Origin of the sequence: Microbacter sp. GSS18 (genome assembly GCA_029319145.1) — a bacterium.
GTDB lineage: Bacteria > Actinomycetota > Actinomycetes > Actinomycetales > Microbacteriaceae > Microbacterium.
The window spans coordinates 3,894,615-3,920,461 of record CP119753.1; the positions used below are offsets into that span (position 1 = coordinate 3,894,615).

Consider the following 25,847-nt stretch of genomic DNA (forward strand, 5'->3'; position numbering starts at 1 on the left):
CGGCTGCTTCAGAGAGGTTCTTCCCATGCCGCGCATTCCCGCCTCCGGTGTTCAGCACACGCTGCGAGCAGGTCCCTACGAGGCTGTCATCGCAAGCGTCGGCGCATCGCTTCGCAGCCTGCAGCACGACGGACGAGGCCTCGTCGTCTCGTTCGACGTCGACGAGCTGCGTCCCGATTACCGCGGCGCGACCCTCGCGCCGTGGCCGAACCGCGTCGTCGACGGGCGCTATTCATTCCGGGGGCAGACCTACGAGCTGCCGCTCACCGAGCGGGGCAGGGGTCATGCTCTGCACGGGCTGGCGTCGTGGCTCGACTTCCATGTGACCGGCGCGAAGCCCGACCGCGTCACGCTCACCGCCACGATCGAGCCGCAAGCCGGCTACCCGTGGCGCGTGGACGTCGAAACGACCTTCTCTCTCGGCCCTGACGGGCTCACCCAATCCGTCCGAGGTCGCAACCGCAGCGAGAGCCCGGCCCCTTGGGGAACGGCTCCCCACCCGTACCTGTCCACTGGGGCATCCTCGCTGGACGAGTGCACGCTGGACTTGCCCGCATCCCAGGTCCTGCTGGTCTCCGATGATCGCCTGATCCCGAGCGCGCTGCGCCCCGTGGACGGGGAGCCAGCCGGGCGGTTCGACTACCGCGCGCCACGCCCGATCGGACGCGCGCGGATCGATCACGCGTACACCGGCCTGATCCGGAGTGACAGCGGGGCGGCGGAGGTGACGCTCACCGCGACCGATGGGTCAGGTGTCGTGATGGCGTGGGATTCCGCCTGCCCGTGGGTTCAGATCCACACGGCGGACCTGCCGGACGGACCGGCGCAAGCGGGCCATCGGATCGGACTCGCCGTCGAGCCGATGACGTGTGCGCCGGATGCCTACAACGACGCGAACTACGACTTCGACACCGCGCTCATCGAGCTCGCACCAGGGGAGACGGCCGAGGCTTCCTGGCGTATAGCGGCTGTGTGAATCGACTCGCTCAGGCGCCGAGCAGTCGCGGAGCGGGGCCGCAGGACGACCGCAGGATCAGCCCCGACTTCATCGTGGTCGCGCGCTCGCGCTCGACCCCGTCGACTTCGGCCAGCAGTTCGTGGACGGCATCCCGTCCCTGCGTGCGAAAGTCGATTCGCACCGTCGTGAGGGGTGGCGTGAAGTATGCGGCTTCGGGAATGTCATCGACGCCCGTCACGCTGACGTCGTCCGGGACGCGGATGCCGCGCTCCGCCAGCGCGCGGAGTGCCCCCAGTGCCATCTGGTCGTTGGCGGCGACGATCGCCGTCGCGGTCCGGGCGTCCGGAAGGCTCGCGATCGCGTCGTGCCCCGATTTCGCCGACCAGTCACCCATGAGTGTTCCCACCGATGTCAGGCCGCGCGCCGTGACTGCGCGCTCGTAGGCGAGCCTCCGGTTGCGCGCGGCTGCCCAGGCGTCGGGGCCCGCGACGTGAAGGAAGCGTTCGTGGCCGAGATCGGCCAGATGGTCGATCAGGGCGGGGATGGCGAAAGACAGAAGGTCATCGTCGTCCGGATCGTCAGACTCGGTCACGATCACCGTCGGGACGTCGAACGATGCGTGCTCGAAGGCGCGACGCATCTCGTCGGTCGAGGAGAGGGCCAGGATGCCCGCGAGGTCATGCTGCCTCAACAGGGCGACGGCTTCCTCGACCGCGGCCGGATCGGTCATGTCCAGCGACACGATGTCGAGCAGGTAGCCGGCCGCGCGGGCAGCCTGGCTGGCGCCCTGGACGATCTGGCTGGGACCGACCTGATCGATCTCATGGGTCAATGCGCCGATCCGATGCGAGCGGCCCGTCGTGAGGGCGCGCGCTGTGAGGTTCGGCTTGTACTCGACCTCGGTGAGCGCCTTCTCGATGCGCTCCCGCGTCGAATCGCGCATGGGAAGACCCCGCAGGTACCGGCTCACCGACTGGTGCGAGACGTCCGCGAGGCGGGCGATGTCGTAGATGGTGGCCGAGCGTCGCGGGGTGCGAGCAGCGCCACTCGCTGCCGTCGAGGCCTCGGTCGCCACATCCGTCTCCGTCCCTGCGTACCCAAGGTCACAATCTGATCTAGGGGGTTGTGGACCCAACTTTTACCGGTAACAATACCCCGTATCAACACTGTTACCGGTAAAAGTTTGAATCCGGTCCCGGCGACGACGACGGAGTGAGTCAGCACATGGATGCAACGACGCAGACCTACGAGCCCAGCGGATTGCTGTTCGGGGTTGCGTACTATCACGAGTACCACCGCGAAGAGCGACTCACGGTCGATCTCGATCTCATGGTCGCGGCCGGGATGAACGTCATCCGCGTCGGCGAATCGGTGTGGTCCACGTGGGAGCCGCGCGACGGCGAGTTCGACCTCGACTGGCTGCAGCCGGTGCTCGACGAGGCCCATGCTCGCGGCATCCGCGTCATCCTCGGCACGCCGACCTACGCGGTTCCGCCGTGGCTGCAGACCGCCTATCCCGAGATCGCCGCTCAGCAGGCGAACGGGCAGCCCGTTCCCTGGGGCGGACGCCAGGAGGTCGACTACTCGCACCCGGCCTTCCGGTTCCACGCTGAGCGTGTCATCCGCGCCGTCGTCGCGCGCTACGCCGATCACCCGAGCGTCATCGGGTTCCAGGTCGACAACGAGCCGGGGCTGCACCTGTTCCACAACCGGGGGACGTTCGCCCGCTTCGTGCGGCGGCTGAAGGCGGCCTACGGAGACGTCGACACGCTCAACCGCGAGTGGGGCCTGACGTACTGGTCGCACCGGCTGTCGGACTGGTCCGACCTGTGGACCCCCGAGGGCAACACCCTGCCGCAGTACGACCTGGCGTGGCGCCGCTACCAGGCGGACCTCACGGCCGAGTTCATCGCGTGGCAGGCGGACATCGTGCGCGAGTACGCGACCGAAGGGCAGTTCGTGACCACCTGCATCGCCTACCCGCGACCTGCGCAGGCCGACGAGAAGCTCACCGAGGCTCTGGACATCACGGCCGGAAACCCGTACTACGCGATGCAGGACCACCTTGACGCGACGAAGGACCTCGAACCGCTCACCCCGTGGACCACCTCGGGCGTCGGCGGCCTGTTCCGCCAGGCAGACCGGCTGTACTCCTCCAAGCAGTCCCGGTTCCTCGTCACCGAGACGGATGCCCAGTCGATCGGCGACTCCGCCTTCAATCTCCCCCCGTACCCGGGTCAGCTGCGGCAGGCGGCGATGGCGTTCATCTCTCGCGGCGCGGCGATGATCGAGTACTGGCACTGGCACACCCTGCCGTACGGCACCGAGACCTACTGGGGCGGCGTCATCCCGCACAGCCTCGTGCCCGGTCGTGTCTACGAAGAGCTCTCGGGCGTCGGCTCCGACCTCGCCGCGATCGGCGATCGGCTCGACGGCTTCGAGCCCGACGCCGACGTGGCGATCCTGTGGTCGAATGACAGCCGCTTCGCCCTGGAGTTCTTCTCGCCGCTGAGGACGCCGGACGGCGAGAACGACCCCGCCGCCTACCACCGGATCTTCGACGCCTTCCACCGGGGCGTGATCGATGCGGGCGCGCAGTCGCGCATCGTCCACCCATTGCAGGCTCACGAGCTCGGCGCGGACGAACTCGCACGGCGGTTCCCGGTTCTGGTCGCGCCCGCTCTATACGTCGCGACCGACGACGACCTCGACCTGCTGGCCGCATATGCGGCCGCGGGCGGCCACCTCGTGGTCGGCATCCGGACCGGCTACGGCGACGAGGAGGCGCGCGCCCGCGTCGAGGTCGCTCCGTCCCGGCTGCGCAGTGCCGCGGGCGTCCGGTACGAGGAGTTCTCGAACCTGGCGGGCGCCGTGTCTGTCGTCGCGGTTGGATCGATGCCGGTCTCCGAGCGCGCGACCGCGCTGCTGTGGGCGGACGGGCTCATTGCCGAGGACGCCGAGACGCTGGTGCGCTACCAGCACCCCCGTTTCGGCGACTTCGCGACCGTCGCCACCAAGGACCACGGCCGTGGGCGGGTCACCACGGTGGGCACCGTGCCGTCGTCGGCGCTGGCCGCCGACCTCGTCCGCTGGCTGCTGCCCACGGCGACCGCGGACGAACTCGCTCCGGATCGGATCCTGCCGGTGACGGTGTCGTCGGGGAAGCTCCCTGATGGCCGGCGCGCGTGGTTCGTCTTCAACTGGGGATGGGACGAGCAGTCCGTGCGCCTCGCCCGTCCTGTGCGCGACGCGGTCACCGGCGCCGCGCATCCCGCAGACACAGACCTCTCGCTCGCGGCGTGGTCGACGCTGACCCTGATCGACGAGTGAAACGGCCGGAGATTCCGGTCCCCATCAAAGAAGAAGGAAGAAGGACATGAGGAACGCACCAAGAGCAGCACTGGCGTTCGGCGCCATCGCCATCACATCCGCGCTCGCGCTGTCCGGCTGCGCCGGCGGCGGCGGCGACGAGGACACGTCGACCGGCGACGATACGACCCAGGATCAGTTCGACGAGGCGATGAGCACGCCCACCGATCTGACCTTCTGGACGTGGGTCCCCGACATCGAGAACGAGGTCGCCCTCTTCGAGGCGGCCTACCCCGCGATGAATGTCACCGTCGAGAACGTCGGACAGGGCCTCGAGCACTACCAGAAGCTCCGCAGCGCGCTGGAGGCAGGTCAGGGCGCCCCTGACGTCGCGCAGATCGAATACCAGTACATCCCGTCGTTCGTGCTGACCCAGTCGTTGCTGGATCTGCGGCCCTACGGAGCCGAGGACATCGCGGACGACTTCGTCGGCTGGGCGTGGAACCAGGTCTCGCCCGGCGATGAGGTGTGGGCGATCCCACAGGACGTCGGACCGATGGGGAACCTCTACCGCGAGGACATCCTCGCCGAGGCCGGCATCGACGAAGCGCCTGCGACGTGGGACGACTACGCCGCCGCGGCCAAGGCCGTCAAGGACGAGACGGGTGCGTACATCTCCAACCTCGGCGCCACGCAGGCCGGACAGATGATCGGCTTCATGTGGCAGGCCGGTGTCAAGCCGTTCTCGTACGACGGCGAGGAGACCGTCGGGATCAGCGTCAACAGCGCCGAGGCCAAGGAGGTCGCCTCGTACTGGACCGACCTGATCCAGCAGGATCTGATCTCGGTCGACGTCGACTTCAACGACCAGTGGTACCAGGGCCTGGCCAACGGCAAGTACGCGGGCTGGCTGACCGCGGCATGGGGTCCGATCTTCCTCCAGGGCACCGCGGCGGACACGTCGGGCCTGTGGCGCGCCGCACCGCTGCCGCAGTGGTCTGCCGGCGAGTCCGTCTCGGGAAACTGGGGCGGATCGTCGGACGCCGTTCTCGCGACGACCGAGAACCCGATCGCCGCGGCCGAGCTGGCGCGGTTCATCAACCACGACGAGGAGTCGGCGTTCAAGCTCGCGACGGAGCAGTTCCTGTTCCCGCCGCAGCTGTCGGTGCTCGAGGACCCGGCGTTCGCCGACCAGGAGCTGGAGTTCTACGGTGGCCAGCAGGTCAACGAGCTCTTCGCCGAGATCTCCGAGACGGTCGACACCGACTTCGAGTGGCTGCCGTTCATGGAGTTCGTCTACTCCAGCTACGAGGAGACCCTCGGCGCCGTCATCGCCGACAAGGGCGACATCTCGGTGGCGCTCGACAGCTGGCAGGACCAGCTGGTGAGCTACGCCGAGAGCCAGGGCTTCACTGTCCAGTGATGCTCCCGTGGGCGCCCGTCCCACGGGCGGGCGCCCACCCGGCTCACACCCGAAAGGATCGATCGTGACCCACACAGAAGCCATCACGACGGCAGGGGGGACCGGCAGGTCCGTGCGCCACAAGCAGCGACTGACCCCGGTCAAGAAGAAGCAGTACCTCGCGGCGTACCTCTTCATCCTCCCGTTCTTCGTCGTGTTCATCACGATGCTGGTCATCCCGCTCGTGTACTCCGGCTACCTCAGCCTGTTCCAGAGCAAGCTCATCGGCGGTGAGGTGTTCGCCGGCTTCGACAACTACGTGCGCGCGCTCACCGACTCGGCCTTCCTGGCGAGCATCGGCCGCATGGCGCTGTTCTTCGTCGTCCAGGTGCCGATCATGCTCGGTCTCGCCCTCGCGTTCGCCCTCGCCCTCGACAGCGGCCGGGCCCGCTGGTCCAAGGGCGCACGACTGTTCATCTTCATGCCCTACGCCGTGCCCGCCGTCGTCGCCACGCTGATGTGGGGATACCTGTACGGCCCGGACTTCGGACCGATCGCGCAGATGGCGCGGGCGGTCGGCTTCGGCACGCCGGAGTTCCTGTCGCCCGAGAACATCCTCGGATCGATGATGAATATCGTCACGTGGGAGTTCGTCGGCTACAACATGATCATCATGTACGCCGCCCTGCGGTCGATCCCGTCGGAGCTGTACGAAGCGGCGGAGATCGACGGCGCCGGCCAGTTCCGCATCGCGTGGAACATCAAGATCCCCGCGATCCGGCCGGCGATCATGCTGACCGTGATCTTCTCGGTGATCGGCACGTTCCAGCTGTTCAACGAGCCCAGCCTGCTGAATGCGATCGCGCCGGCGGCGATCACCAACTCGTTCACACCGAACTACTACGCCTACAACCTCGCCTTCATCAACCAGGAGCTCAACTACGCGGCGGCGATCGCGTTCATCCTGGGACTGGTCATCGCGATCGTGTCGTACATCGTCCAGCTCGGCTCGCAACGCCGCGAGCGCCGTGAGAGGAGCGCCGCATGAGCGCCACCGAGACCCGTGAGGTCGTCATCAAGGGCGCTCGCGGCGCCGCCCGCCGCAAGGCGCGGGCATACAACCCTGCGAAGCGGCGCAACTGGCTGCTGACCGTCCTGCTCTGGCTGTGCGTGCTGTACTTCGTGCTGCCGCTGTGGTGGCTGCTGGTGTCGTCGACCAAGGACAACGCGGCGCTGTTCTCCACCTTCGGGCTGTGGTTCGGCGGTGATCTGTCGCTGTGGGAGAACCTGCAGACCCTGTTCACCGTCCGCGGCGGGATCTTCCTGCGCTGGCTGCTGAACACCGTGGTGTACGCGGTCGTCTCGGCCACGGGAGCGACGATGCTCGCCGCGATGGCCGGCTACGCCTTCGCGAAGTACAAGTTCCCCGGCGACAAGGTCCTCTTCAGCGTCACACTCGGGGCGATCATGATCCCGCTCACGGCGCTGGCCCTGCCCACGTACCTGCTGTTCTCGCGGATGGGCCTGACCGACACCCCGTGGGCGATCATCATCCCGTCGCTGGTCAGCCCGTTCGGCGTCTACCTCATGCGCGTGTACGCGGCGGATGCGATCCCGGACGGCCTCATCGAGGCGGCACGCGTGGACGGCGCCGGCGAGTTCCGCATCTTCTGGCAGGTGGGGCTGCGGCTGCTCGGTCCCGGGCTCGTGACCGTCTTCCTGTTCTCGCTGGTGGCGACGTGGAACAACTACTTCCTGCCGCTGATCATGCTCAACAGCTCTGATCTGTACCCGATCACGGTCGGGCTCGCGCAGATCCAGTCGGCGGCGACCGCCGGCGGCGGCGCCCAGGCGCTCTTCTCGACGGTCATCACCGGGGCGTTCGTCTCGATCCTGCCGCTGATCATCGCGTTCCTGTTCCTGCAGCGGTACTGGCAGAGCGGGCTCGCGACCGGCAGCGTGAAGGAGTAGCGATGGTCATCCGATTCGGCGGCGACTACAACCCGGAGCAGTGGCCCCGCGAGGTGTGGGACGAGGACGTCGCCCTCATGCGGCGCGCGGGCGTCACGACGGCCACGGTCGGCGTGTTCTCCTGGGCGCGCCTCGAGCCGCGCCCGGGGGAGTACGACTTCGCCTGGCTGGACGAGCTTCTCGACCTGCTCCACGACGGCGGGGTCCGCGTTGACCTCGCCACCGCGACGGCGTCTCCGCCACCGTGGCTGGCCGCGCGGCACCCCGAGACGCTGCCGGTCACCGAGGAGGGCGTCGTCCTCGCGGTCGGGAGCAGGCAGCAGTACTGCCCCAGTTCGCCGGTCTACCGCGAGCGGGCGCGGATGCTCGTGGAGCGTCTCGTCGAACGCTACGCGCAGCATCCGGCCCTCGAGCTGTGGCACGTGAACAACGAGTACGGGTGCCACGTGAGCCGCTGCTACTGCGATGTTTCCGCAGCGGCGTTCCGGGCGTGGCTGGAGGCCAAGTACGGGTCCGTCGGGGCGCTCAACGCCGCGTGGGGCACGGCGTTCTGGTCGCAGCGCTACGACTCGTTCGACGAGGTCTCGCCGCCGCGCGCCGCGCCGTCGTTCCGCAACCCCACGCAGCTGCTCGACTTCGACAGATTCTCGAGCGACGAGCTCATGGCGTGCTACGACGCCGAGGCGGCGATCATCCGGGAGCACTCGGACCTGCCGATCACGACGAACTTCATGGGGTTCTTCAAGCCCGTGGACTACTGGAAGTGGGCTTCGAGGGTCGACATCGTCTCTGACGACGCCTATCCCGATCCTGCCGACCCGACCTCCACCGCCTACGCCGCCATGGTGCGCGATCTGATGCGATCGCTCGGGCGCGGAGCGCCATGGCTGCTGATGGAGCAGGCGCCGAGCGCCGTGAACTGGCGCACTCGGAACGCCCCCAAAGCGCCCGGTCAGATGAGGGCGTGGTCGTACCAGGCGGTCGCGCGCGGTGCTGACGGCATCCTGTACTTCCAGTGGCGGCAGTCCGCGGCGGGAGCCGAGAAGTTCCACTCCGGCATGCTTCCGCACGGGGGCACCGACACGCGGGTGTGGCGTGAGACCGAGCGGCTCGGAGGCGAGCTCGCCGCGCTCTCGGGGCCCGGAGCGGGGATCGAGGGCCGAGAGGTGCCGGCCCGCGTGGCCATCGCGTTCGACTGGGACAGCTGGTGGGCCGTCGAGCAGGAGGCGGCGCCGGTGCGGATCTCATACGTCGAGGTCGTGTTCGCGTGGCACCGCGCCCTGTCGTCACTGGGGCTGGTCGTCGACTTCGTAAGAGCGGGAGACGACCTGTCCGGGTACGGAGTGGTCGTCGTTCCGGCCCACGCCGTGACGACCGAGGCCCAGGGCGAGAACCTCGCGGCATACGCGCGCGACGGCGGCACGCTCGCCGTCGGGTTCGCCAGTGCCCTCACCGATGAGAACCTGCACATCCGGCTCGGGGGCTACCTCGGCGAGCCGCTGCGTGCCGCGCTCGGCGTGTGGATCGAGGAGTTCGCTCCGCCCGCGGGGCCCGACCTCGCCGCGACCGGGGAGGCGCCGCCGCCGCCGCTCGCGCTGTCGGGCGACGTGCTGGGCGGCGCCGTCTCGGCCTCGACGTGGGGCGAGTTCGTGCGCGTGGCGGACGCCGACGTGGTCGGTGTGTTCGACGATGGCGTGCTCGCCGGGTGGCCGGCGGTGACGTGCCGAGCGGCAGCCGGCGGCCGTGGCGCGGCATGGTACGTCGCGACGCTGCCCGATCCTGAGCCGCTCGCGCGGCTGGCGCGGAGCCTGGCCGATTCGGCCGGGCTGGATCTTCCGGGCGGCGTCGACCACGGCGCGGACGTGGAGGTGGTCCGGCGCGGCGACGCGACGTTCGTCATCAATCACGGCGCCGATGTCGCGGAGATCAGCCTCGAGGGCACAGACCTGCTCACCGGCGCCCCGGGGCGAGGGATGCGGCTGCCGGCACAGGGCGTCGCGATCCTGCGCGATTGACTCCCCGCGGGGAACACGGATGTCCGGGCCGGTGGGTGCGGCCCGGACATCCGTCATCGCATCAGTGGGTCAGTCGCTCGCGGCGGGGGACCGTGCGGATCGCCTGGGTGCGGAAGTCCTCCTCGAGGGTCTCCAGCGAACGCCCCTTCGTCTCGGGAACGGCGCGCCACACGAAGATCAGCGAGATGAAGTTCACCGCGGCGAACAGGAGGAACGTGGGGGTCGATCCGAGACCCTCGACGATGATCGGGAACACGAACGAGATCGCGGCATTGACCGTCCAGAGCACGAACACGGCGAGTCCCATTGCGAGGCCTCGGATCGCGAGCGGGAAGATCTCACTCAGCAGCAGCCACACGCACGTGCCGATGAACGCCTGCACGAAGGCGACGAACAGCATCATGAACGCCAGGATCGTATAGCTGGTCGCGTCCGACGGCGGCAGCGTGAAGACGAGGGACAGTGCGAGCTGCGACCCGACGACGCCGCCGAAGCCGATCATGAGCATGACGCGGCGACCGACGAAGCCGAGCAGCCAGATGCCGAGGATCGTCATCGTCACGCTCGTGACACCCACGCCGATCGTGGCGATGAGGGCCGCCTGGTCGCCGAGACCCGAGCGGGTGAGGATGCTGGGCGCGTAGTAGTTGACCGTGTTGACGCCGGTCGCCTGCTGCACCGCAGCGAGACCGAAGCCGATCCACAGCAGGCGGCGCATCCATCTGTTCGCGCGCAGCGCGCGCCACGCGTGCTTGCGGCTGTTGCCCTCGGCCTTGGCCGTCGCGACGATCTCGGAGAGCTCTTCGTCGATCTCGTCTTCGCTGCGGCTGAAGGTCAGGACCTTGCGTGCCTGCTCGCTCTGACCGCGAGCGCCGAACCACCGCGGGGACTCCGGCAGCAGGAACATGCCGATCAGCAGGGCGACCGCGGGGATGGCGGCGACGGCGAGCATGATCCGCCACACGTGCGCGCCTTCGATGGTGACCGCCAGCAGCGCGTTGATCGCGAACGCAAGCATCTGACCGGTGACGATCATCAGCTCGTTGATCGTGACCATGCGGCCGCGCTTCTCGGCCGGCGCCATCTCGGCGAGATAGAGAGGAGCCGAGACGGCTGCCGCGCCGACCCCGAAGCCGAGCAGGATGCGCGCACCGACCATGATCTCGACGTTCGGGGCGATCGCACACAGGACCGCGCCGACGAAGAAGATCAGCGCGCACACGATGAGGGCCTTCTTGCGGCCTAGGGCATCGGCGATGCGGCCGCCGAGCAGGGCGCCGAACGCGGCGCCCGGGAAGAGCAGTGAGCTGACGACCCAGGCTTCCTCGACCGCGTTCATGGCGAGGTCGTCGCGCATATAGAGGAGCGCACCCGAGATCACACCGGTGTCGTAGCCGAAGAGCAGGCCGCCGAGGGTGGAGATGATCGTCAGCTTGACGAGGAAGCCCTTGCGCCGGGAGACGGACGGGGCGGCAGCGGAAGTTGTGGATTGAGACACGGGAGGCGCTCCTTTGCGTGATTCGTTTCGTATGACTACACCGTCTGCGTATTTGTCCGAACATACTGTCATACCTGCCCGGGGTCCGCAACCGACTTGACGAGCACCTCCGTATATGTGAGTATGTCAGGACAAAGTCCCGATTGAGGAGGACCCATGCCTCTCGTCCGCATCGACCACAGTGACGCCCGATCGAACCCGGCGGAGCTGGCATCCGCCATTCATGACGCCATCGTCGAGGTCTACGGCATCCCGGTGCGCGATCGCTTCCAGGTCGTCACCTCCCGGCCCGCGACGACGATCGTCGCCGAGGATGCCGGCCTCGGGTTCGAACGCACCGACCCCGTGATCATCCAGATCTTCACGCAGCGCGGTCGCAGCGATGAGGACAAGCAGCGCCTCTACGCAGAGATCGCCGCGCGGCTCGGTGAGGTCGGGGTTGCGCCGGAGGACGTCTTCATCGGCTACGTCGAGAACGGTCCGCAGGACTGGTCGTTCGGATTCGGACGTGCCCAGTACATGACCGGCGAGCTCGCCGTGCCCTCTGCCGGTCCGACCGTCACCCACGCCTGAGGAGGCCGCGATGACCCTGATGGCCGATGCCGCCGCCCGCCCCTTCGCGCGAGCTGCAGAGCGCTTTCCCACCGCGCTGTGGAACGACTCCGCCGACCCCGACGAACTGCGCCGCTCGATCGCGTTGGGTGCGGTCGGTGCGACGTGCAACCCGGTGATCGCGCTCACCGCGATCCGCAACCACCCCGACGTGTGGGCGCCGCGCCTGCGCGCTCTCGCGGATGAGCATCCGACCTGGGGGGAGTCGCAGCTCGGCTGGCAGGCGGTCAAGGAGCTCTCCATCCAGGCGGCGCGGCTGCTCGAGCCTGCCTTCCTGGCGAGCGGCGGCCGTGACGGACGTCTCTCGATCCAGACCGATCCGCGACTGCACCGAGACGTCGACGCCCTCGTCGCCCAGGCCGTCGAGTTCTCGCAGCTCGCCCCGAACATCATCGTCAAGATCCCCGCCACCGCGCCGGGCATCGCCGCGATGGAGGAAGCGGCGTTCCGCGGCGTCAGCATCAACGCGACGTTGAGCTTCACCGTGCCGCAGGCCGTCGCCGTGGGCGAGGCCCTCGAGCGCGCGCTCGACCGCCGACGCGACGGGGAGCTGCCCGAGCGCGAGTTCGGCCACGTCGTCACGATCATGGGCGGCCGCCTCGACGACTGGCTCAAGGCGTGGACCGCGAAGAATCGCATCCTGGCCACTCCCGGAGCCCTCGACTGGGCCGGCGTCGCCGCGCTCAAGAAGGCGCACCGCGTCTTCCGTGAGCGCGGCTTCCGCAGCCGCATGCTGTCGGCGGCGTTCCGCAATCACCTGCAGTGGTCCGAGCTCGTCGGGGGAGACCTCGTCGTCTCTCCGCCCTTCGACTGGCAGCACCGCATCGATGCGAACGTCATCCCGGCCGAGGATCGCATCGACGTGCCGGTGCCGGCAGAGATCCTGGACGAACTGATGTCGCTCAGCGAGTTCCGCCGCGCCTACGACGTCGACGGGATGCGCGCCGACGAGTTCGCCGACTTCGGGGCCGCGCGCAACACCCTTCGTCAGTTCCTCGACGCCGACGCTCAGCTCGACGCGCTGGTACGCGACATCCTCGTTCCCGCGGCCTAGGGTTGCGCCGGCGCGGCCGAACCGAGAGGATCCGAACCATGGCAGGATGGCGCATCCGCGACTATCACGCCGACGACGTCGACGGGATTCTGCGGCTCTGGGAGCAGGTCACCGAAGACGGCACCGAACCGGTGTACAGCCTGTCGGAGGTGCTCGCCTCCTGCGCCAAGGACCACGCGGTGGTCGCGGTGGCGGGCGAGCAGATCGTCGGCGCCGTGGTCGGCCGCGCTGCCCACGCGCAGGGATGGGTGGTTTTCCTCGCCACCGCATCGCACCTGCGTGGCACCGGCATCGGCTCGTCGCTGCTCGCCGCGCTGGAGGCCCGGATGGCGCCCCAGGGCATCTCGAAGCTGTCGGCACTCATGCCTGCGGCGGAGACGCGCATGGGCGCCTTCCTCAACCAGGGGTTCGAGCTCAAACAGGACCTGCATTACTTCGAGCGTCACATCCCGGTGCAGCGGGAGGAGCTCAAGCGCCTCGCCGAACTGGGGGGCCGGGTGCTCCCGCGCGGCCTGTGGGACGCCGTGGGCGGGATGGCCGCCGAGAAGGAGATGCTCGAGCGTCGGGTCGTGCTGCCGCTCGCGGAGTCCGAGCTCGCCGACCGGTTCGGCGTCGTGCCGCCGCGGGCGATCGTGCTGTTCGGGCCGCCCGGAACGGGGAAGACGACGTTCGCGAAGGCGATCGCGTCCCGCCTGGAGTGGTCCTTCGTCGAGGTCTTCCCCTCGCGCCTCGCCGCGAATCCCGGCGGTCTCGCCGGCGCTCTCCGCGAGACGTTCGCCACCATCGCCGAACTCGAGCACGCCGTCGTCTTCATCGACGAGGTCGAGGAGATCGCGTCTCACCGGCAGGGCGAGCCCCCTTCGCCCACGCAGGGCGTCACCAACGAGCTGCTGAAGATCATCCCCGCGTTCCGGGAGCAGCCCGGGCGACTTCTCATCTGCGCGACGAATTTCATCCGGGCGCTGGACGCCGCCTTCCTGCGGCACGGCCGATTCGACTACGTCATCCCGATCGGCCTGCCGGACGAACAGGCCCGCGCCGCGATCTGGCAGCGCTACATCCCCGACGCGGCGGTCGGCATCGACATCGCACAGCTGGTCACGATGACCGAGGGATTCTCGCCCGCCGACATCGAGTACGCGGCGCGCAAGGCGTCCCAATCCGCCCTCGAGCACGCGGTGGATTCGCGCGCAGAAGACCCGCAGGGCCCCTTCATCGACGACTACGTCGCCGCGATCTCCACCACCCGCACAACCGTCTCGACGCAGGTCGCGGACGACTTCCTCGAGGACATCGAAACCGTGGGTCGCCTGTAGCCGACGCGGCGATCAGGCCAGCGCGCGCTGCATCGCCAGGCGCACCGGTGCGTTGACCGCGCCGTACCCGTCGTAGCCGCCGCGACGCTCGACGAGCTCGAAGAAGACGTCGCCGAACGTGTGCGTGTAGAAGTGGATGAACTCGCCGTCGGCGTCGCGGTCGTAGAAGAGGTCGAGCCGGCGCAGGGTCTCGAGCAGCTCCGGGTCGAGCGCGAACCGGGCCGCGACGTCGTCGTAGTAGTTATCGGGCACCCGCACGAACGGCACACCGGCCTCGTGCGCGCGCTCGGCGATCCCGATGACGTCGTCGCACCGGATGGCGATGTGCCGCGTGGGCAGCGGAGCCGTGGGCGGGGCGAGGTTGATCGGCAGGCGCACGACGCCGTCGGCGCTGCGCATCACCTGGCTGCGGACGAGTCCGAGGGGCCCCGGCACCTCGGCGGCGGACTCGGTCGCCAGGCCCAGCACACTGTGGGCGAACAGCACGGCCTCGTCGAACTCGTTCCAGCGGTAGCCCAGGTTGACGTGGTCGATGACGCCCGCGAATGTCGCGTCCTGCTCGGATCCGCCGACGAACTCGGTGATCCAGGACTCCTCGGCCGGGCGGTCGTTCCAGTAGACCTCGGTGCCGTCGGGAGCCGCCACGGCGCCCAATCGCTGCTCGCCGGCATACGTGCGCCGGTACACGCTCGGCGCGCCCAGCGCGAGCCCGCGCTCCTCGGCGGCGGCGGCGTCGTCGACGGTGAGGCCGATCGCCGAGAGGCGCACGGTGCGGTCGTGCTCCTGCTCGTTCAGGATGATGCGGGCCTCGCCGGCGCTCCACAGCCGCACCGGCTTGCTGCGGTGGCGGCCGCGGAACGAGAAGCCGAGCCCGTCCAGCAGCTCGTCGATCCGTGTCACGTCCTCGGCAGCCACCTCGACGAAGTCGATGCCGCTCACCGGTCGAGGGTCGCCCAGGCGCATGACCTCCCAGCCGTTGTCCGCGGCGGTGCGATCGGCGAGCCACGCGAGCGAGCGTCGGGCGTGCGCGGCGGTGCGCACGACATCGGTCTGACGGAACGTGTCGTTGAAGACCTCGAGTGAGAGCGGGCCCCGGTAGCCGGCCCTGAGCACGTGCGCGAGGAAGCCGCTCAGGGCGAAGTCACCCTCGCCGGGGAAGAGGCGGTGATGCCGGCTCCATGAGAGGACGTCCATGTCGAGCGCCGGCGCGTCGGCGAGCTGCAGGAAGAAGATCTTGGCGCCATCGATCTCCTCGATGCCGGCCGGGTCGTGCCCCCGCGAGAGGATGTGGAAGCTGTCGAGGCACACGCCGAGGTTCGGCCGCTCGGCCCGCTCGACGATGCGCCACGCGCGGCGATAGTCGTCGACGAAGCGTCCCCACGCGAGAGCCTCGTAGGCGAGGCGGATGCCGTGCCGCGCCGCCGCGTCGGCGAGTGCGCCCAGCTGCGCGGCCATGACCTCGTCGTCGTCGATCGTGGCGGTGGCGACGTTGCTGCACACGAGCATCAGCGACGCCCCGAGGCGATCCATCACCTCGAACTTCGCCTCGGCGCGCCGCAGCGTGTCGGCGAAGACGGCGTCGTCGACGCCTTCGACGTCGCGGAAGGGCTGGTACATGTCGATCGAGAGTCCGAGCCGATCGCACAGCGCACGGATCTCCTCGGGGGACTCGTAGGCGGCGACGAGGTCTGCATCCATGATCTCGACCCCGTCGAACCCCGCCTGGGCGCAGGCGTGGAGCTTCTCGACAAGGCCCCCGGACAGACAGACGGTGGCTATCGAGGTGCGCATAGCTGTGACCGTACCATTCCGTACATAAATCGAGCCAGGGCTTGCGGAGCTAATGTAATCACCGGTACGTTCCTAAGCGTCGGCACGGGCATGGACGCCCGAAACGGTCGGCCGAGGCGACAGCAACGCCCCGCACGTACTGCCCAGGTCCCGAGAACAAAGGTGTCCCGTGACGGAATCACCCCCGCCGCAGCCCACGGTGCTTCAGCGCATCGCGAAGGTCGTGTTCGTCGTCGAGCTGACGATCGGCGCCATCTGCGTCCTGATCATCCTCGCCCTCATCTTCCTGCAGGCCGCCCAGCGCTACCTTCCGTTCGACAGCATCGCCTGGACGGGCGAGGTGTCGCGCTTCGCCCTCGTGTGGCTGACGTTCTCGGCGATGGGCATCCTCGTGAGCGCACGCGGCCATATCGCGCTCGAGGTCGTCGACACCTTCCGCAACAAGATGCTCGTCCGCATCATCCAGGTCTTCGCGCTCGTCGTGGTCGCGGCCGTCGGCGTTGGCCTGGTCATCGAAGCCTCGGCGCTCATCGCCACCCAGAGCATCATCCGCTCGCCCGTCCTGCGCCTGCCGATGTCGTGGGTGTACGTCCCCGTGCTCATCGGCGCCCTCAGCACGGCCATCCGCGCGGGCATCTTCGCGATCGACGTCGCGCTCCACGGACCCGTGCTGCCCGTGGGCGAGGAAGACGAGAGCGAGGCTTCCGCATGACCCTCGCGCTCCTGGGCATCGCCATCGCGATCCTGCTGTTCCTGCGGGTTCCGGTTGCGTTCGCCTTCCTCGGCCCCGCCCTGGTCTACATGGTCATCGAGGGCCAGTCGACCGGCAACGCGCTGCGCATCGTCTCGAACGCCGCCGCCAGCTTCCCCCTCCTCGCCGTCCCCCTCTTCGTCTTCCTCGGGTCGCTCGCCAACCACGCCGGCATCGCCGACCGGCTGTTCCGCTTCGCGCTCGCCGCGCTCGCCAGGGTGCGGGGGAGCCTCGGGTACGTCGCGGTGGGCACGAGCGTCGGCTTCTCGTGGATGAGCGGCTCAGCCGTGGCCGATGCCGCGGCGCTCGGCAAGGTTCAGATCCCGGCCATGCTCGCCAACGGCTACAGCCGTCGCTTCGCGACGGGGGTCTCGGCGACCTCGTCCCTCATCGCCCCGATCATGCCGCCGAGCATCCCCGCGGTGATCTACGCGGGGCTGGCCGCGGCGTCGACGGGCGCGCTGTTCGCCGCGTCGGTCATCCCGGCTCTCGCCATGGCCGTGGGCCTGTGCATCGTCGTGGCCGTCCTCGTGCAGCGCAACCCCAACATCCGCCGCGGCAAGTTCGACAAGGCCGAGCTCCTCGCGTCGACGAAGGGCGTCATCCTCCCGATGGTGACGCCGTTCATCATCCTCGGCGGCATCCTGGGCGGGTTCTTCACCCCGACCGAGGCGGCGGCCGTCGGGGTCGTCTACATCATCTTCGTGGGCATCGTGCAGCGCTCGCTCACGCTGGCCCACTTCCTCCAGGCCCTCAAAGAGACGGTGATGATCACGGCGGGCATCATGCTCATCGTCGCCTCGGCGTCGCTGCTGGGGTACATCCTCGCCCGTGAGCGGCTGCCGCAGATGCTCACCGAGCTCATCTTCTCGGTGACGGACAACCCAACGGTCTTCCTCGCGCTCGCCGCACTCCTCATGCTGGTGCTCGGAACCGTGATCGACGCGACCGCGATCCTCGTGCTCGTGGTGCCGATCCTTGCGCCGATCGCCGCGAGCTTCGGCATCGACGCGATCCCGCTCGGCGTGCTGCTGATCGCCTCGCTCATGATCGGTCTGCTGACCCCTCCGGTGGGAACGGTGCTGTTCATCACGGCATCCGTATCGGAGACGCCCGTGGGCGAGGTCTTCCGCGGCGCGCTCCCGTTCCTGATCCCCGCCGTCCTCGTCACGCTCTCGATCGTGCTGTTCCCCGACGCCGTGCTGTGGCTCCCGCAGGTGCTGGGACTATGAGCGCGCGCGCGACCGTCGGGCGACGGCCGGCCGTGCTGGTCGGTCTGATCGGCGAGGGTGTGACGCCGTCGCTCACGCCGCCGATGCACGAGCTCGAAGGAGCCCGGCACGGCATGAGCTACGTGTACCGAACGATCGATCTCGACCGCGGACAGGGCACCGAGGCGCACGTGCACTCGCTGCTGACCGCGGCCCGGCGTCTCGGGTTCACCGGCCTCAACATCACGCATCCGATCAAGCAGACCGTGATGCCGCTGCTGGATGAGCTGACCGAGGGTGCGCGGCAGGTCGGCGCCGTCAACACCGTCGTCTTCGACGGCGACCGCATGATCGGCCACAACACCGACGTCACAGGATTCGCCGAGGCCTTCACCGACGAGCTCGACGACGTCGCCCGCGACTCGGTCGTGCTGGTCGGCGCCGGGGGTGCGGGGTCGGCGGTCGCGACGGCGCTGCGGCGGCTCGGCGTCGACGAGCTGACCATCGTCGACGCCGCGCCCGACCGGGCGGAGGCGCTCGCGCGCACCGTGGCCGAGCGCACCGCCGGGGGTGTCGTGCAGTCGGCCTCGCTGGCCGACCTGCCCGCGCTCCTGGCCCGAGCCGACGGGGTAGTCAACGCGACCCCCCTGGGGATGGCCGCGCATCCCGGAACCGCGTTCGACAGCGCGCTGCTGGACGAGCGGCTCTTCGTCGCCGACATCGTCTACCGACCCGTTGAGACCGAACTGCTGCTCGCAGCGCGTGAGCGCGGATGCCGCGTCATGTCGGGACTGGGCATGGCGATGCACCAGGCCGCCGACGCCTTCGAGATCTTCACCCATGAACCTGCAGACCGGCGGGCGATGCTCGCCGATCTCGAAAGCCTGGTCGCTGCCGAGGCGACCGGGGCCCTTGCCACCGTGGCACCCCTGAGAGGAGAGAAGCAATGACTGCACGACGCAACAAGCGAACGATGTGGATCGCTCTGGCCGCAGCACCGGCACTGATGCTGGTCGGCTGCACGTCGGGCGGCGGTGACGCCGACAGCGGCACCGGCACCGGAGATGAGACAGAGGTCCGGACGCTGCAGCTGGCCCACAGCTACACCGAGGAGCAGCCCCAGCACGCGTGTGGCGCACAGGTGATCGCGGACGAGGTGGCCGCGGCGGATGTCGGTCTGGAGATCGAGATCTTCCCCGCCAGTCAGCTCGGCGGCGACGCGGACCGCATCGCACTCGTCGCCTCGGGCGACATCGACATGGACATCCAGGGCGCGTCGGCCCTGGGCGCGGTCTACGAGCCGATCAGCGTGCTCGACTCGGCGTACGCCTTCGACGACGCCGACCACCTGGCGGCGTTCATGGCCAGCGACGAGTCGGCCGTGCTCGTCGACGGCTTCAAGGAGGCGTCGGGAGTCCAGACGATCGGCGTCTGGTCGGCCGGTGAGCGTCACTTCACCGCGAACACGCCGATCCGCACCCCCGCGGACCTCGAGGGCGTGCGCATGCGCTTCCCGGGTTCGCCGCAGTACCTCATGAACGCCGAGGCGCTGGGCGCCGACGCGACCGAGGTCGCCTACGAGGAGCTGTACCTGGCGCTGCAGCAGGGCACCGTGGACGGGCAGGAGAACCCGATCACGAACATCCTGGCGCAGAGCTTCTACGAGGTGCAGGACTACCTGAGCCTGTCGGCCCACCAGCTCAACACCAACCTGGTGATCATGAGCCCGGTGTGGGACGAGCTCACCGAGGAGCAGCAGGAGGCGCTGACCACCGCGACCGAGAACGCTGTGACCAGCGTCACGGCGTGCATCGAGGAGGAGGCCGAGGCGACGCTCGACGAGTGGCGCAACGGCGACGACTGGGAGGTCATCGAGGACGTCGACCGCGAGGCGTTCCAGGAGCGCACGGTCGCCTACTTCGAGGAGAACTTCACCGGTGAGTCGCTCGAGGTCTTCCAGGCCATCCGCGCGACCGCGGGCTGAAGTCGCGGAGACCGACGCGAGTGAGTGAGGCCGTCACGCCCAGGGTCCCGACGTTCACCCGTGAGGTGGACGCCGAGGCGCTGGGCGTGACGCTCATCCACGAGCACATCTTCGTCCGCAGCCCCGAGCTCGATCTGAGCATGCCGCACCCGGAATGGGACGAGGATGCCGCCGTCGCGCGGGCCGTCGCGCTGCTGCGTCGTCTGCACGACCGCGGTGTGCGCACCGTCGTCGATCTGACGGTTCCGGGTCTCGGCCGTGACGTCCGAACCGTCGCGCGCGTCGCCGAGCAGGTTCCCGTCGCGATCGTCGCCGCCACCGGGTGGTACACCGCCGACGTGCTGCCGCACGCGGTGCGTCTGAACGGCCCCGGGCGGATGGTCGACGGGCCCGACCCGCTCGTCGAGCTCTTCGTCGGCGACATCGAGCGGGGGATCGCCGGCACCGGCATCCGTGCGGGAATGCTCAAGGTCGTCTCGGACGTCGAGGGCATCACGCCCGATGTCGAGCGCGTGTTCACCGCTGCCGCCGTGGCGCACACGCAGACCGGCGTGCCGATCACGACGCATTCCCACGCCGCCTCCCGCGGCGGACTCGCGCAGCAGGCCCTGCTGTGCACGCTCGGTGTGCCGCTTGACCGCGTCGTCATCGGCCACAGCGGCGACTCGACCGATCTGGACTATCTGCGCGAGCTCGCCGACGAAGGCTCGTTCCTCGGATTCGACCGGTTCGGGATGACCCACGTCGGCAGCGACGACGATCGGGTGCGGATGCTGCTCGCTCTCCTCGAGCGGGGGTACGGCGACCGCATCGTCCTGTCCCACGACGCCGCCGTCTTCAGCCGGGTGACGCCGCCGTCGTGGCGGGCGCAGACCACCCCCGACTGGCACATGGAGCACCTGTTCACCGGCATCCTGCCCCGGCTGCGCGCCGCCGGCGTCGACGACGCCGAAGTGGATCGCCTGCTCGTGGAAAATCCCCGGCGCGTGCTCGCGGGATGACCGCGCTCCGGCCCGTGACCGAGGAGGACAACTATGGTGAAGAGCGTGAGTGAGGCCCCCGTCCGCGTCCGCGACGCCGAGCGCACGCGCGCCGAGCTCCTCGAGGTGGCGACCAAGGCCTTCGCCGAATCCGGGTACTCGGGCACCCGCGTCGACGACATCGCCGAGCGCACCCGCACGACCAAGCGGATGATCTACTACTACTTCGGCGGCAAGGAGCAGCTGTACGTCGCGGTGCTCGAGAACGCCTACAGCGGCATCCGAGACGTCGAGCAGGCGCAGCACGTCGCCGATCTGCCGCCGGTGGACGCCGTGCGGCGCATCGCCGAGACCACGTACGACCACCACCGCAGCCACAGCGACTTCATCCGGCTCGTGTCGATCGAGAACATCCATCGCGGCGAGTTCATCCGCCGCATCGACTCCCTGCGCGACGTCAATCAGCCGGCTGTCGGGGTGCTCGAGGACGTGCTCGAGCGGGGGCGCGCCGACGGCAGCATCCGCGACGATGTCGACGCCCTCGACGTGCATCTGCTCATCAGCTCGTACTGCTTCTTCCAGGTGTCGAACCAGTACACCTTCGGCTACCTCTTCGATCGCGACCTCATGGCACCCGAGCGGCGCGACCATCTGCGGACGATGATCGGCGACGTGGTCGTCGCGTGGCTCACCGAGCCGACGCGTCGCTGACCGGCGTCCGGACGCGCCCGACCATCGGTCGGGTCCGGGAGTGGGAGACCCTCTCAGGGACCCCCGATCCCGGGACGTTCGTCCTCGCCCGGCTCGTGCTGTGGGCCGCTAGAATGGTGTGGTCAGACCACAACGGAACATCCAAGAAGGGGACCCCTGTGTCCAAGCTGCTCGTTATCCGCGCCCACCCGCTCAACTCGGACCGCTCCCGCTCCATGCGCCTGACGGATGAGTTCCTGAAGGTCTATACCGAGGCGCACCCCGGCGACGACATCATCGATCAGAACCTCTACGAGATCGCGATCCCCGAGATCGACCTCGACCTGTTCAGCGCGTGGCGCAAGCTCGGCGAGGGCACGCCGTTCGTCCGCCTCGACGACGTCGAGCAGAGCAAGATCACGCTGTTCGAGGGATACACGACGCAGTTCCTGAACATGGACAAGATCGTCATCGCCAACCCGCTGTGGAACCTGCAGGTGCCCACCCGCCTGAAGGCGTGGATCGACTGCATCACCGTCGCGGGGAAGACGTTCCGCTACAACGCGCAGGGCGAGGCCGAGGGGCTGGTACACGGCAAGAAGGCGCTGCACATCCAGGCGGCCGGCGGTGTGTTCAACTCGCAGGACCCGGCGAGCCAGTACCTGCGCACGATGCTCGGCTTCATCGGCATCGAGGACTTCACGGAGATCGCCGCGGAGGGCATGGACCACGACCCCGCCCGCGCCGACGACATCATGGCCGCCGCGCTGACGAAGGTGCAGGAGGCCGCGGCGACCTTCTGACCATCCGACGCCCGCAAAGACCGAAGGCCCCGGCCGAACCTCGCGAGAGGATCGGCCGGGGCCTTCGACGTCGTAGCGCCGGGGAGTGCTCGTCAGAGCTTGCCGCCGAACACCGGCATGATGCTGGCGTCGCCGTAGTCCTCGATCCGGTCGATGTTCTTCAGGAACTCCATGTCCTCGTCCGAGATGACGAAGTCCAGCTCGGCGTTGCTCTTCATGTGAGCCGGGGTGGCCGTCTTCGGCAGCGGCAGGAGGCCGAGCTGCAGGTCGTAGCGGATCGACAGCTGCGGCACCGAGACGCCGTACTTGGCAGCCAGCGCCTGGACCTGCTCGTTCTTCAGCAGCTCGCCGTGTGCGACGGGCGAGTACGCCTCGACGAGGATGCCCTGCGCCTGCGTGTACTCGATCAGCTCGTGCGGGGTGTTGCTGATGTGCGCGAGGATCTGGTTGACCATGGGCTTCACGGTCGCGCCCTCGAGGATGTTCTCGATGTCGGCCTGCTCGAAGTTCGACAGGCCGATCGCGCGCACCTTGCCGGCGGTGTAGGCCTCTTCGAGCGCCTTCCAGACCTGGCGGTTCTCCTCGAAGTAGGTCTTCTCGCCGCGGAACTCGGTCCACGGGTGCGGGCTGTGGATGATGAGCAGGTCGATGTGGTCGAAGCCCAGGGCCTCGAGGGACGCGTCGACGCCCTTGGCGGCGTCGTCGTAGGACTTCGCCTCCGCGGCGAGCTTCGTGGTGACGAAGATGTCCTCGCGGGCGACGCCGCCGGCGCGCACGCCTTCGCCGACGCCGCGCTCGTTCTGGTAGGCCTGCGCGGTGTCGATGTGGCGGTAGCCGAGCTCGATCGCCGTCTTGACGGCGTCCACGACGCTGTCGTCGTCGATCATCCAGGTGCCGAGGCCGAGCTTCGGGATCTCGACGCCGTTGGCCAGGGTGTAGTTCTCGTTCAGGATCATGAACGCACTTCTCGCTTTCTCTGTCTGGGGCGGCGGTTCTCGCCGCCGGGTCAGCGCATCGCCGCTGTCGCATCCCCGGGGTCGGGGCGGGCCGGCCGGCGAACCATCGTGCTGCCGATACCCATACGACCACCTGTGCAACGGTCGCGGGAGTCACGCTCATGACACGTACTGGCAGTACACCCTTCAGCCCGTCACACGCATCCCGCCCTCGGTCGTCGGGCGGGATACTGGGGGCTGGCGGAGCATGACAGCGGCTCCGCCGTTGCGCGTTCGAACGAAGGGTTCCTCATGAGACTCGCCGTGCTGGGTTCCGGCCAGATCGTGGCGGACTTCCTGCCGCATGCCGCCGACGTCCCGGGAATGGAGCTCGCCGCCATCTGCGGCCGGCCGTCCGCGAAGGACAAGCTCGAGCGCATGGCCGAGCAGTTCGGCATCCCCCGGGTCCATCTCGATCTGGCTGCGTGCCTGGCGGACGACACCGTCGACACGGTGTGGATCGCGGTCCCCAATTCGCTCCACGCCGAGTACGCGCGCGCGGCGCTGGCGGCGGGGAAGAACGTCATCTGCGAGAAGCCCTTCGTACTGCGCGAGGACGAGCTCGCCGAGCTTCGAGCGATGGCCGCCGAGCGCGACCTCATCCTCGTCGAGGCGATCACGACCCAGTACCTCGCCAACTACCGCTGGATCCGAGACAACATCGACCGGGTCGGCGATGTGCGGGTGATCCAATGCGACTACTCGCAGTACTCCTCGCGCTACGACGCGTTCCGCGCGGGTACCGTGCTGCCGGCCTTCGATCCCGCCCAGGGTGGCGGCGCGCTGATGGACATCGGCATCTACACGATCCACTTCGTCGTGGGGCTGCTGGGGCGGCCGCTGTCGGTCCGCTACATGGCGAACATGGATCGCGGCGTCGACACGTCGGGCGTGCTGGTGCTCGAGTACGACGCCTGCACGGCGGTGTGCGTGTGCGCGAAGGACTCCGACGGCCCCATCCGCTCGAAGATCCAGGGCACCGGCGGCTGGATCGTCGCCGAGGGCTCGCCCAACGTCATGGCCCGCGTCGAGGCGAAGGTGCGAGGTGCGGATGCCGAGACGATCGACCTGTCGGTGCACCCGCACCGCATGGTGGAGGAGTTCCGTGCGTTCGAGCGGATGATCCGCGAGCACGACGTCGCCGAGCGCGATCGGCGACTCGATCACAGCGAGGCCGTGCTGACGGTGGCGACAGAGGCGCTCGCCTCCGCCGGGATCCGCCTGGGCGCGTGACGCGAACCGGTCGCGGACATGTCGAGGGCTCGCGGTGCGGTGGGATGTCGCACGGGCGGGCTAGTGTCGCGCACATGACCGAGGTTCTGCTCTACCACCACATCCAGGGGCTGACCGACGGGGTGAGGGCGTTCGCCGACGACCTGCGTCGGGCCGGTCACACCGTCCACACTCCCGACCTCTTCGACGGCCGGACCTTCGCCACCATCGAGGAGGGATTCGCCTTCGCCCAGGATGCCGGGTTCGACACGATCCGCGAGCGCGGAGCGGCGGAGGCCGAGGCATTCGGCCGTGACACCGTCTACGCAGGGCTCTCCTTCGGAGTCATGGTCGCTCAGCGCCTCGCCCAGACCCGCGCCGGCGCGCGCGGAGCGGTGCTGCTGCACTCCTGCATCCCGGTCTCGGAGTTCGGGGACAGCTGGCCTGCCGGTGTTCCGGTGCAGATCCATGGGATGGTCGACGATGAGTTCTTCGACGAGGATCTGCCGGCGGCCCGCGAGCTGGTCGAGTCGGCCGCGGATGCCGAACTCTTCCTCTATGCCGGCGATCGGCATCTGTTCACGGACTCGTCGCTCGACGCCTACGACCCCGAGGCCGCTGCGCTGGTCGGGGAGCGCGTGCGATCGTTCCTCGCGCGTCTCTGAACTGCTCGAGGTGTGCCGCGCGCCGGATCCATCAACGGGCGCGGTGGATTTCCTCTCGACGCACCAAGACGCCCGCCCGCCCGCCGCATAGCGTGAGTCCACAACCGCCGACGGGCAGCCCGGCTGCGCTCGGCGACACGTGCCGCATGAGATGAGGACGCACCGCATGACCGCTGCCGACCGACTGCCCATTCCCGACGAGCTCCGTGACCGCATTGCGGACTACCCACGGGTGGCGAGCACCGGCGACGTCGAAGCGACCGGCGCCTACCTGACCGACGACTTCTCCATCGTCTTCGTCCGTCCCGACGAGCAGGTGGTGACCAAGGCGGGATGGCTCGCCCTGCTCCCCGAGATCGAGACGCGGGACTACCGGGTCCTGAACGAAGTGATCACCCGGTCGGCGGCCGGGTTCGCGACCCACCACGTGCTCGTGCACATGGACACGACGATGCGCGGCGTCGAGCGAGCCGGCGAGTTCGCCATGACCGACGTCTGGACCCTGGGTGAGGACGACGTCTGGCGGCTGTGGCAGCGTCACTCGGTGCCGCTGGCCGCGACGACGCTTCCGGTCTGACACGACGCAGCGCCGCAGCCTCCCGATGCGATGGCTGCGGCGCTGTGTCGTTC

At 68.8% G+C, this 25,847-nt stretch carries 23 protein-coding genes; 19 read left to right on the forward strand and 4 right to left on the reverse strand.

What is annotated here, in order from left to right; all coding sequences use genetic code 11:
- Positions 1-25 precede the first annotated feature (25 nt).
- Complete coding sequence (locus tag P0L94_18045) at positions 26-976, forward strand: aldose 1-epimerase family protein (protein WES64353.1); 951 nt, start codon at positions 26-28, stop codon at positions 974-976.
- Between the two features lie 10 nt (positions 977-986).
- Here the strand turns inward: P0L94_18045 and P0L94_18050 are convergent, their stop codons facing one another.
- Positions 987-2,093 carry a substrate-binding domain-containing protein gene (locus tag P0L94_18050; GenBank protein WES64354.1) on the reverse strand — a complete coding sequence of 369 codons (1,107 nt, stop codon included), beginning with the start codon at positions 2,091-2,093 and terminating at the stop codon, positions 987-989.
- Between the two features lie 89 nt (positions 2,094-2,182).
- On the opposite strand from P0L94_18050, the gene P0L94_18055 reads away from it, so the two are divergent.
- The 5 genes from P0L94_18055 (at position 2,183) to P0L94_18075 (ending at position 9,655) form a co-directional block, all read left to right on the forward strand.
- Positions 2,183-4,288, forward strand: a complete 2,106-nt coding sequence (locus P0L94_18055) for a beta-galactosidase (GenBank protein ID WES64355.1) — start codon at positions 2,183-2,185, stop codon at positions 4,286-4,288.
- 46 nt (positions 4,289-4,334) lie between these two features.
- Positions 4,335-5,690 (forward strand): extracellular solute-binding protein, encoded by a 1,356-nt coding sequence (locus P0L94_18060; GenBank protein WES64356.1) that lies wholly within the window; start codon positions 4,335-4,337, stop codon positions 5,688-5,690.
- A 64-nt stretch (positions 5,691-5,754) separates the two neighbouring features.
- Positions 5,755-6,717: a sugar ABC transporter permease gene (locus P0L94_18065; GenBank protein WES64357.1), complete on the forward strand. Its 963-nt coding sequence runs from the start codon at positions 5,755-5,757 to the stop codon at positions 6,715-6,717.
- A complete protein-coding gene (locus tag P0L94_18070) occupies positions 6,714-7,640 on the forward strand; it encodes a carbohydrate ABC transporter permease (protein WES64358.1) in 927 nt (308 codons plus the stop codon). Before P0L94_18065 ends, P0L94_18070 begins: the two co-directional genes overlap by 4 nt.
- Before the next feature lie 2 nt (positions 7,641-7,642).
- Positions 7,643-9,655, forward strand: a complete 2,013-nt coding sequence (locus tag P0L94_18075; protein ID WES64359.1) for a beta-galactosidase — start codon at positions 7,643-7,645, stop codon at positions 9,653-9,655.
- Between the two features lie 61 nt (positions 9,656-9,716).
- On the opposite strand, the gene P0L94_18080 is transcribed toward P0L94_18075, so the two are convergent.
- Positions 9,717-11,153: a sugar porter family MFS transporter gene (locus P0L94_18080; GenBank protein WES64360.1), complete on the reverse strand. Its 1,437-nt coding sequence runs from the start codon at positions 11,151-11,153 to the stop codon at positions 9,717-9,719.
- Positions 11,154-11,309: 156 nt separating this feature from the next.
- Here P0L94_18080 and P0L94_18085 point away from each other — a divergent pair, with 156 nt between their 5' ends.
- Genes P0L94_18085 through P0L94_18095 form a run of 3 tightly spaced genes read left to right on the forward strand, consistent with a single transcriptional unit; the run spans position 11,310 to position 14,135 of the window.
- Positions 11,310-11,726: a tautomerase family protein gene (locus P0L94_18085; GenBank protein ID WES64361.1), complete on the forward strand. Its 417-nt coding sequence runs from the start codon at positions 11,310-11,312 to the stop codon at positions 11,724-11,726.
- 10 nt (positions 11,727-11,736) lie between these two features.
- Complete coding sequence (locus P0L94_18090; protein WES64362.1) at positions 11,737-12,819, forward strand: transaldolase family protein; 1,083 nt, start codon at positions 11,737-11,739, stop codon at positions 12,817-12,819.
- 38 nt (positions 12,820-12,857) lie between these two features.
- Positions 12,858-14,135 carry a GNAT family N-acetyltransferase gene (locus tag P0L94_18095; GenBank protein WES64363.1) on the forward strand — a complete coding sequence of 426 codons (1,278 nt, stop codon included), beginning with the start codon at positions 12,858-12,860 and terminating at the stop codon, positions 14,133-14,135.
- A 12-nt stretch (positions 14,136-14,147) separates the two neighbouring features.
- Here the strand turns inward: P0L94_18095 and P0L94_18100 are convergent, their stop codons facing one another.
- Positions 14,148-15,926, reverse strand: a complete 1,779-nt coding sequence (locus P0L94_18100) for a TIM barrel protein (protein WES64364.1) — start codon at positions 15,924-15,926, stop codon at positions 14,148-14,150.
- Positions 15,927-16,095: 169 nt separating this feature from the next.
- On the opposite strand from P0L94_18100, the gene P0L94_18105 reads away from it, so the two are divergent.
- The 7 genes from P0L94_18105 to P0L94_18135 all read left to right on the forward strand — a co-directional run bounded on the left by P0L94_18105 (position 16,096) and on the right by P0L94_18135 (position 22,345).
- Positions 16,096-16,638: a TRAP transporter small permease subunit gene (locus tag P0L94_18105; protein ID WES64365.1), complete on the forward strand. Its 543-nt coding sequence runs from the start codon at positions 16,096-16,098 to the stop codon at positions 16,636-16,638.
- A complete protein-coding gene (locus tag P0L94_18110; protein WES64366.1) occupies positions 16,635-17,909 on the forward strand; it encodes a TRAP transporter large permease in 1,275 nt (424 codons plus the stop codon). The genes P0L94_18105 and P0L94_18110 overlap by 4 nt, the downstream gene beginning before the upstream one ends.
- The gene (locus tag P0L94_18115; protein ID WES64367.1) at positions 17,906-18,838 is read left to right on the forward strand and encodes a shikimate dehydrogenase; all 933 of its coding nucleotides are present in this window, start codon (positions 17,906-17,908) and stop codon (positions 18,836-18,838) included. Before P0L94_18110 ends, P0L94_18115 begins: the two co-directional genes overlap by 4 nt.
- Positions 18,835-19,872, forward strand: coding sequence for a DctP family TRAP transporter solute-binding subunit (locus tag P0L94_18120; GenBank protein ID WES64368.1), 1,038 nt, complete (start codon positions 18,835-18,837; stop codon positions 19,870-19,872). Before P0L94_18115 ends, P0L94_18120 begins: the two co-directional genes overlap by 4 nt.
- Before the next feature lie 20 nt (positions 19,873-19,892).
- Entirely contained in the window at positions 19,893-20,873 is a 981-nt protein-coding gene (locus P0L94_18125; protein WES64369.1) for a hypothetical protein, read from the forward strand.
- Positions 20,874-20,918: 45 nt separating this feature from the next.
- Positions 20,919-21,563: a TetR/AcrR family transcriptional regulator gene (locus P0L94_18130; GenBank protein ID WES64370.1), complete on the forward strand. Its 645-nt coding sequence runs from the start codon at positions 20,919-20,921 to the stop codon at positions 21,561-21,563.
- A gap of 158 nt (positions 21,564-21,721) precedes the next feature.
- On the forward strand, positions 21,722-22,345 hold the full coding sequence (locus tag P0L94_18135) for an FMN-dependent NADH-azoreductase (protein ID WES64371.1): 624 nt from the start codon (positions 21,722-21,724) through the stop codon (positions 22,343-22,345).
- Between the two features lie 92 nt (positions 22,346-22,437).
- Here P0L94_18135 and P0L94_18140 read toward each other — a convergent pair whose 3' ends face one another.
- Positions 22,438-23,301, reverse strand: coding sequence for an aldo/keto reductase (locus P0L94_18140; protein WES64372.1), 864 nt, complete (start codon positions 23,299-23,301; stop codon positions 22,438-22,440).
- Positions 23,302-23,592: 291 nt separating this feature from the next.
- Between P0L94_18140 and P0L94_18145 the strand changes: the two genes are divergently transcribed.
- The 3 genes from P0L94_18145 (at position 23,593) to P0L94_18155 (ending at position 25,794) form a co-directional block, all read left to right on the forward strand.
- Positions 23,593-24,573, forward strand: coding sequence for a Gfo/Idh/MocA family oxidoreductase (locus P0L94_18145; protein ID WES64373.1), 981 nt, complete (start codon positions 23,593-23,595; stop codon positions 24,571-24,573).
- Positions 24,574-24,647: 74 nt separating this feature from the next.
- A complete protein-coding gene (locus tag P0L94_18150; GenBank protein WES64374.1) occupies positions 24,648-25,217 on the forward strand; it encodes a dienelactone hydrolase family protein in 570 nt (189 codons plus the stop codon).
- A gap of 166 nt (positions 25,218-25,383) precedes the next feature.
- Positions 25,384-25,794, forward strand: a complete 411-nt coding sequence (locus P0L94_18155) for a nuclear transport factor 2 family protein (protein WES64375.1) — start codon at positions 25,384-25,386, stop codon at positions 25,792-25,794.
- Positions 25,795-25,847 lie beyond the last annotated feature (53 nt).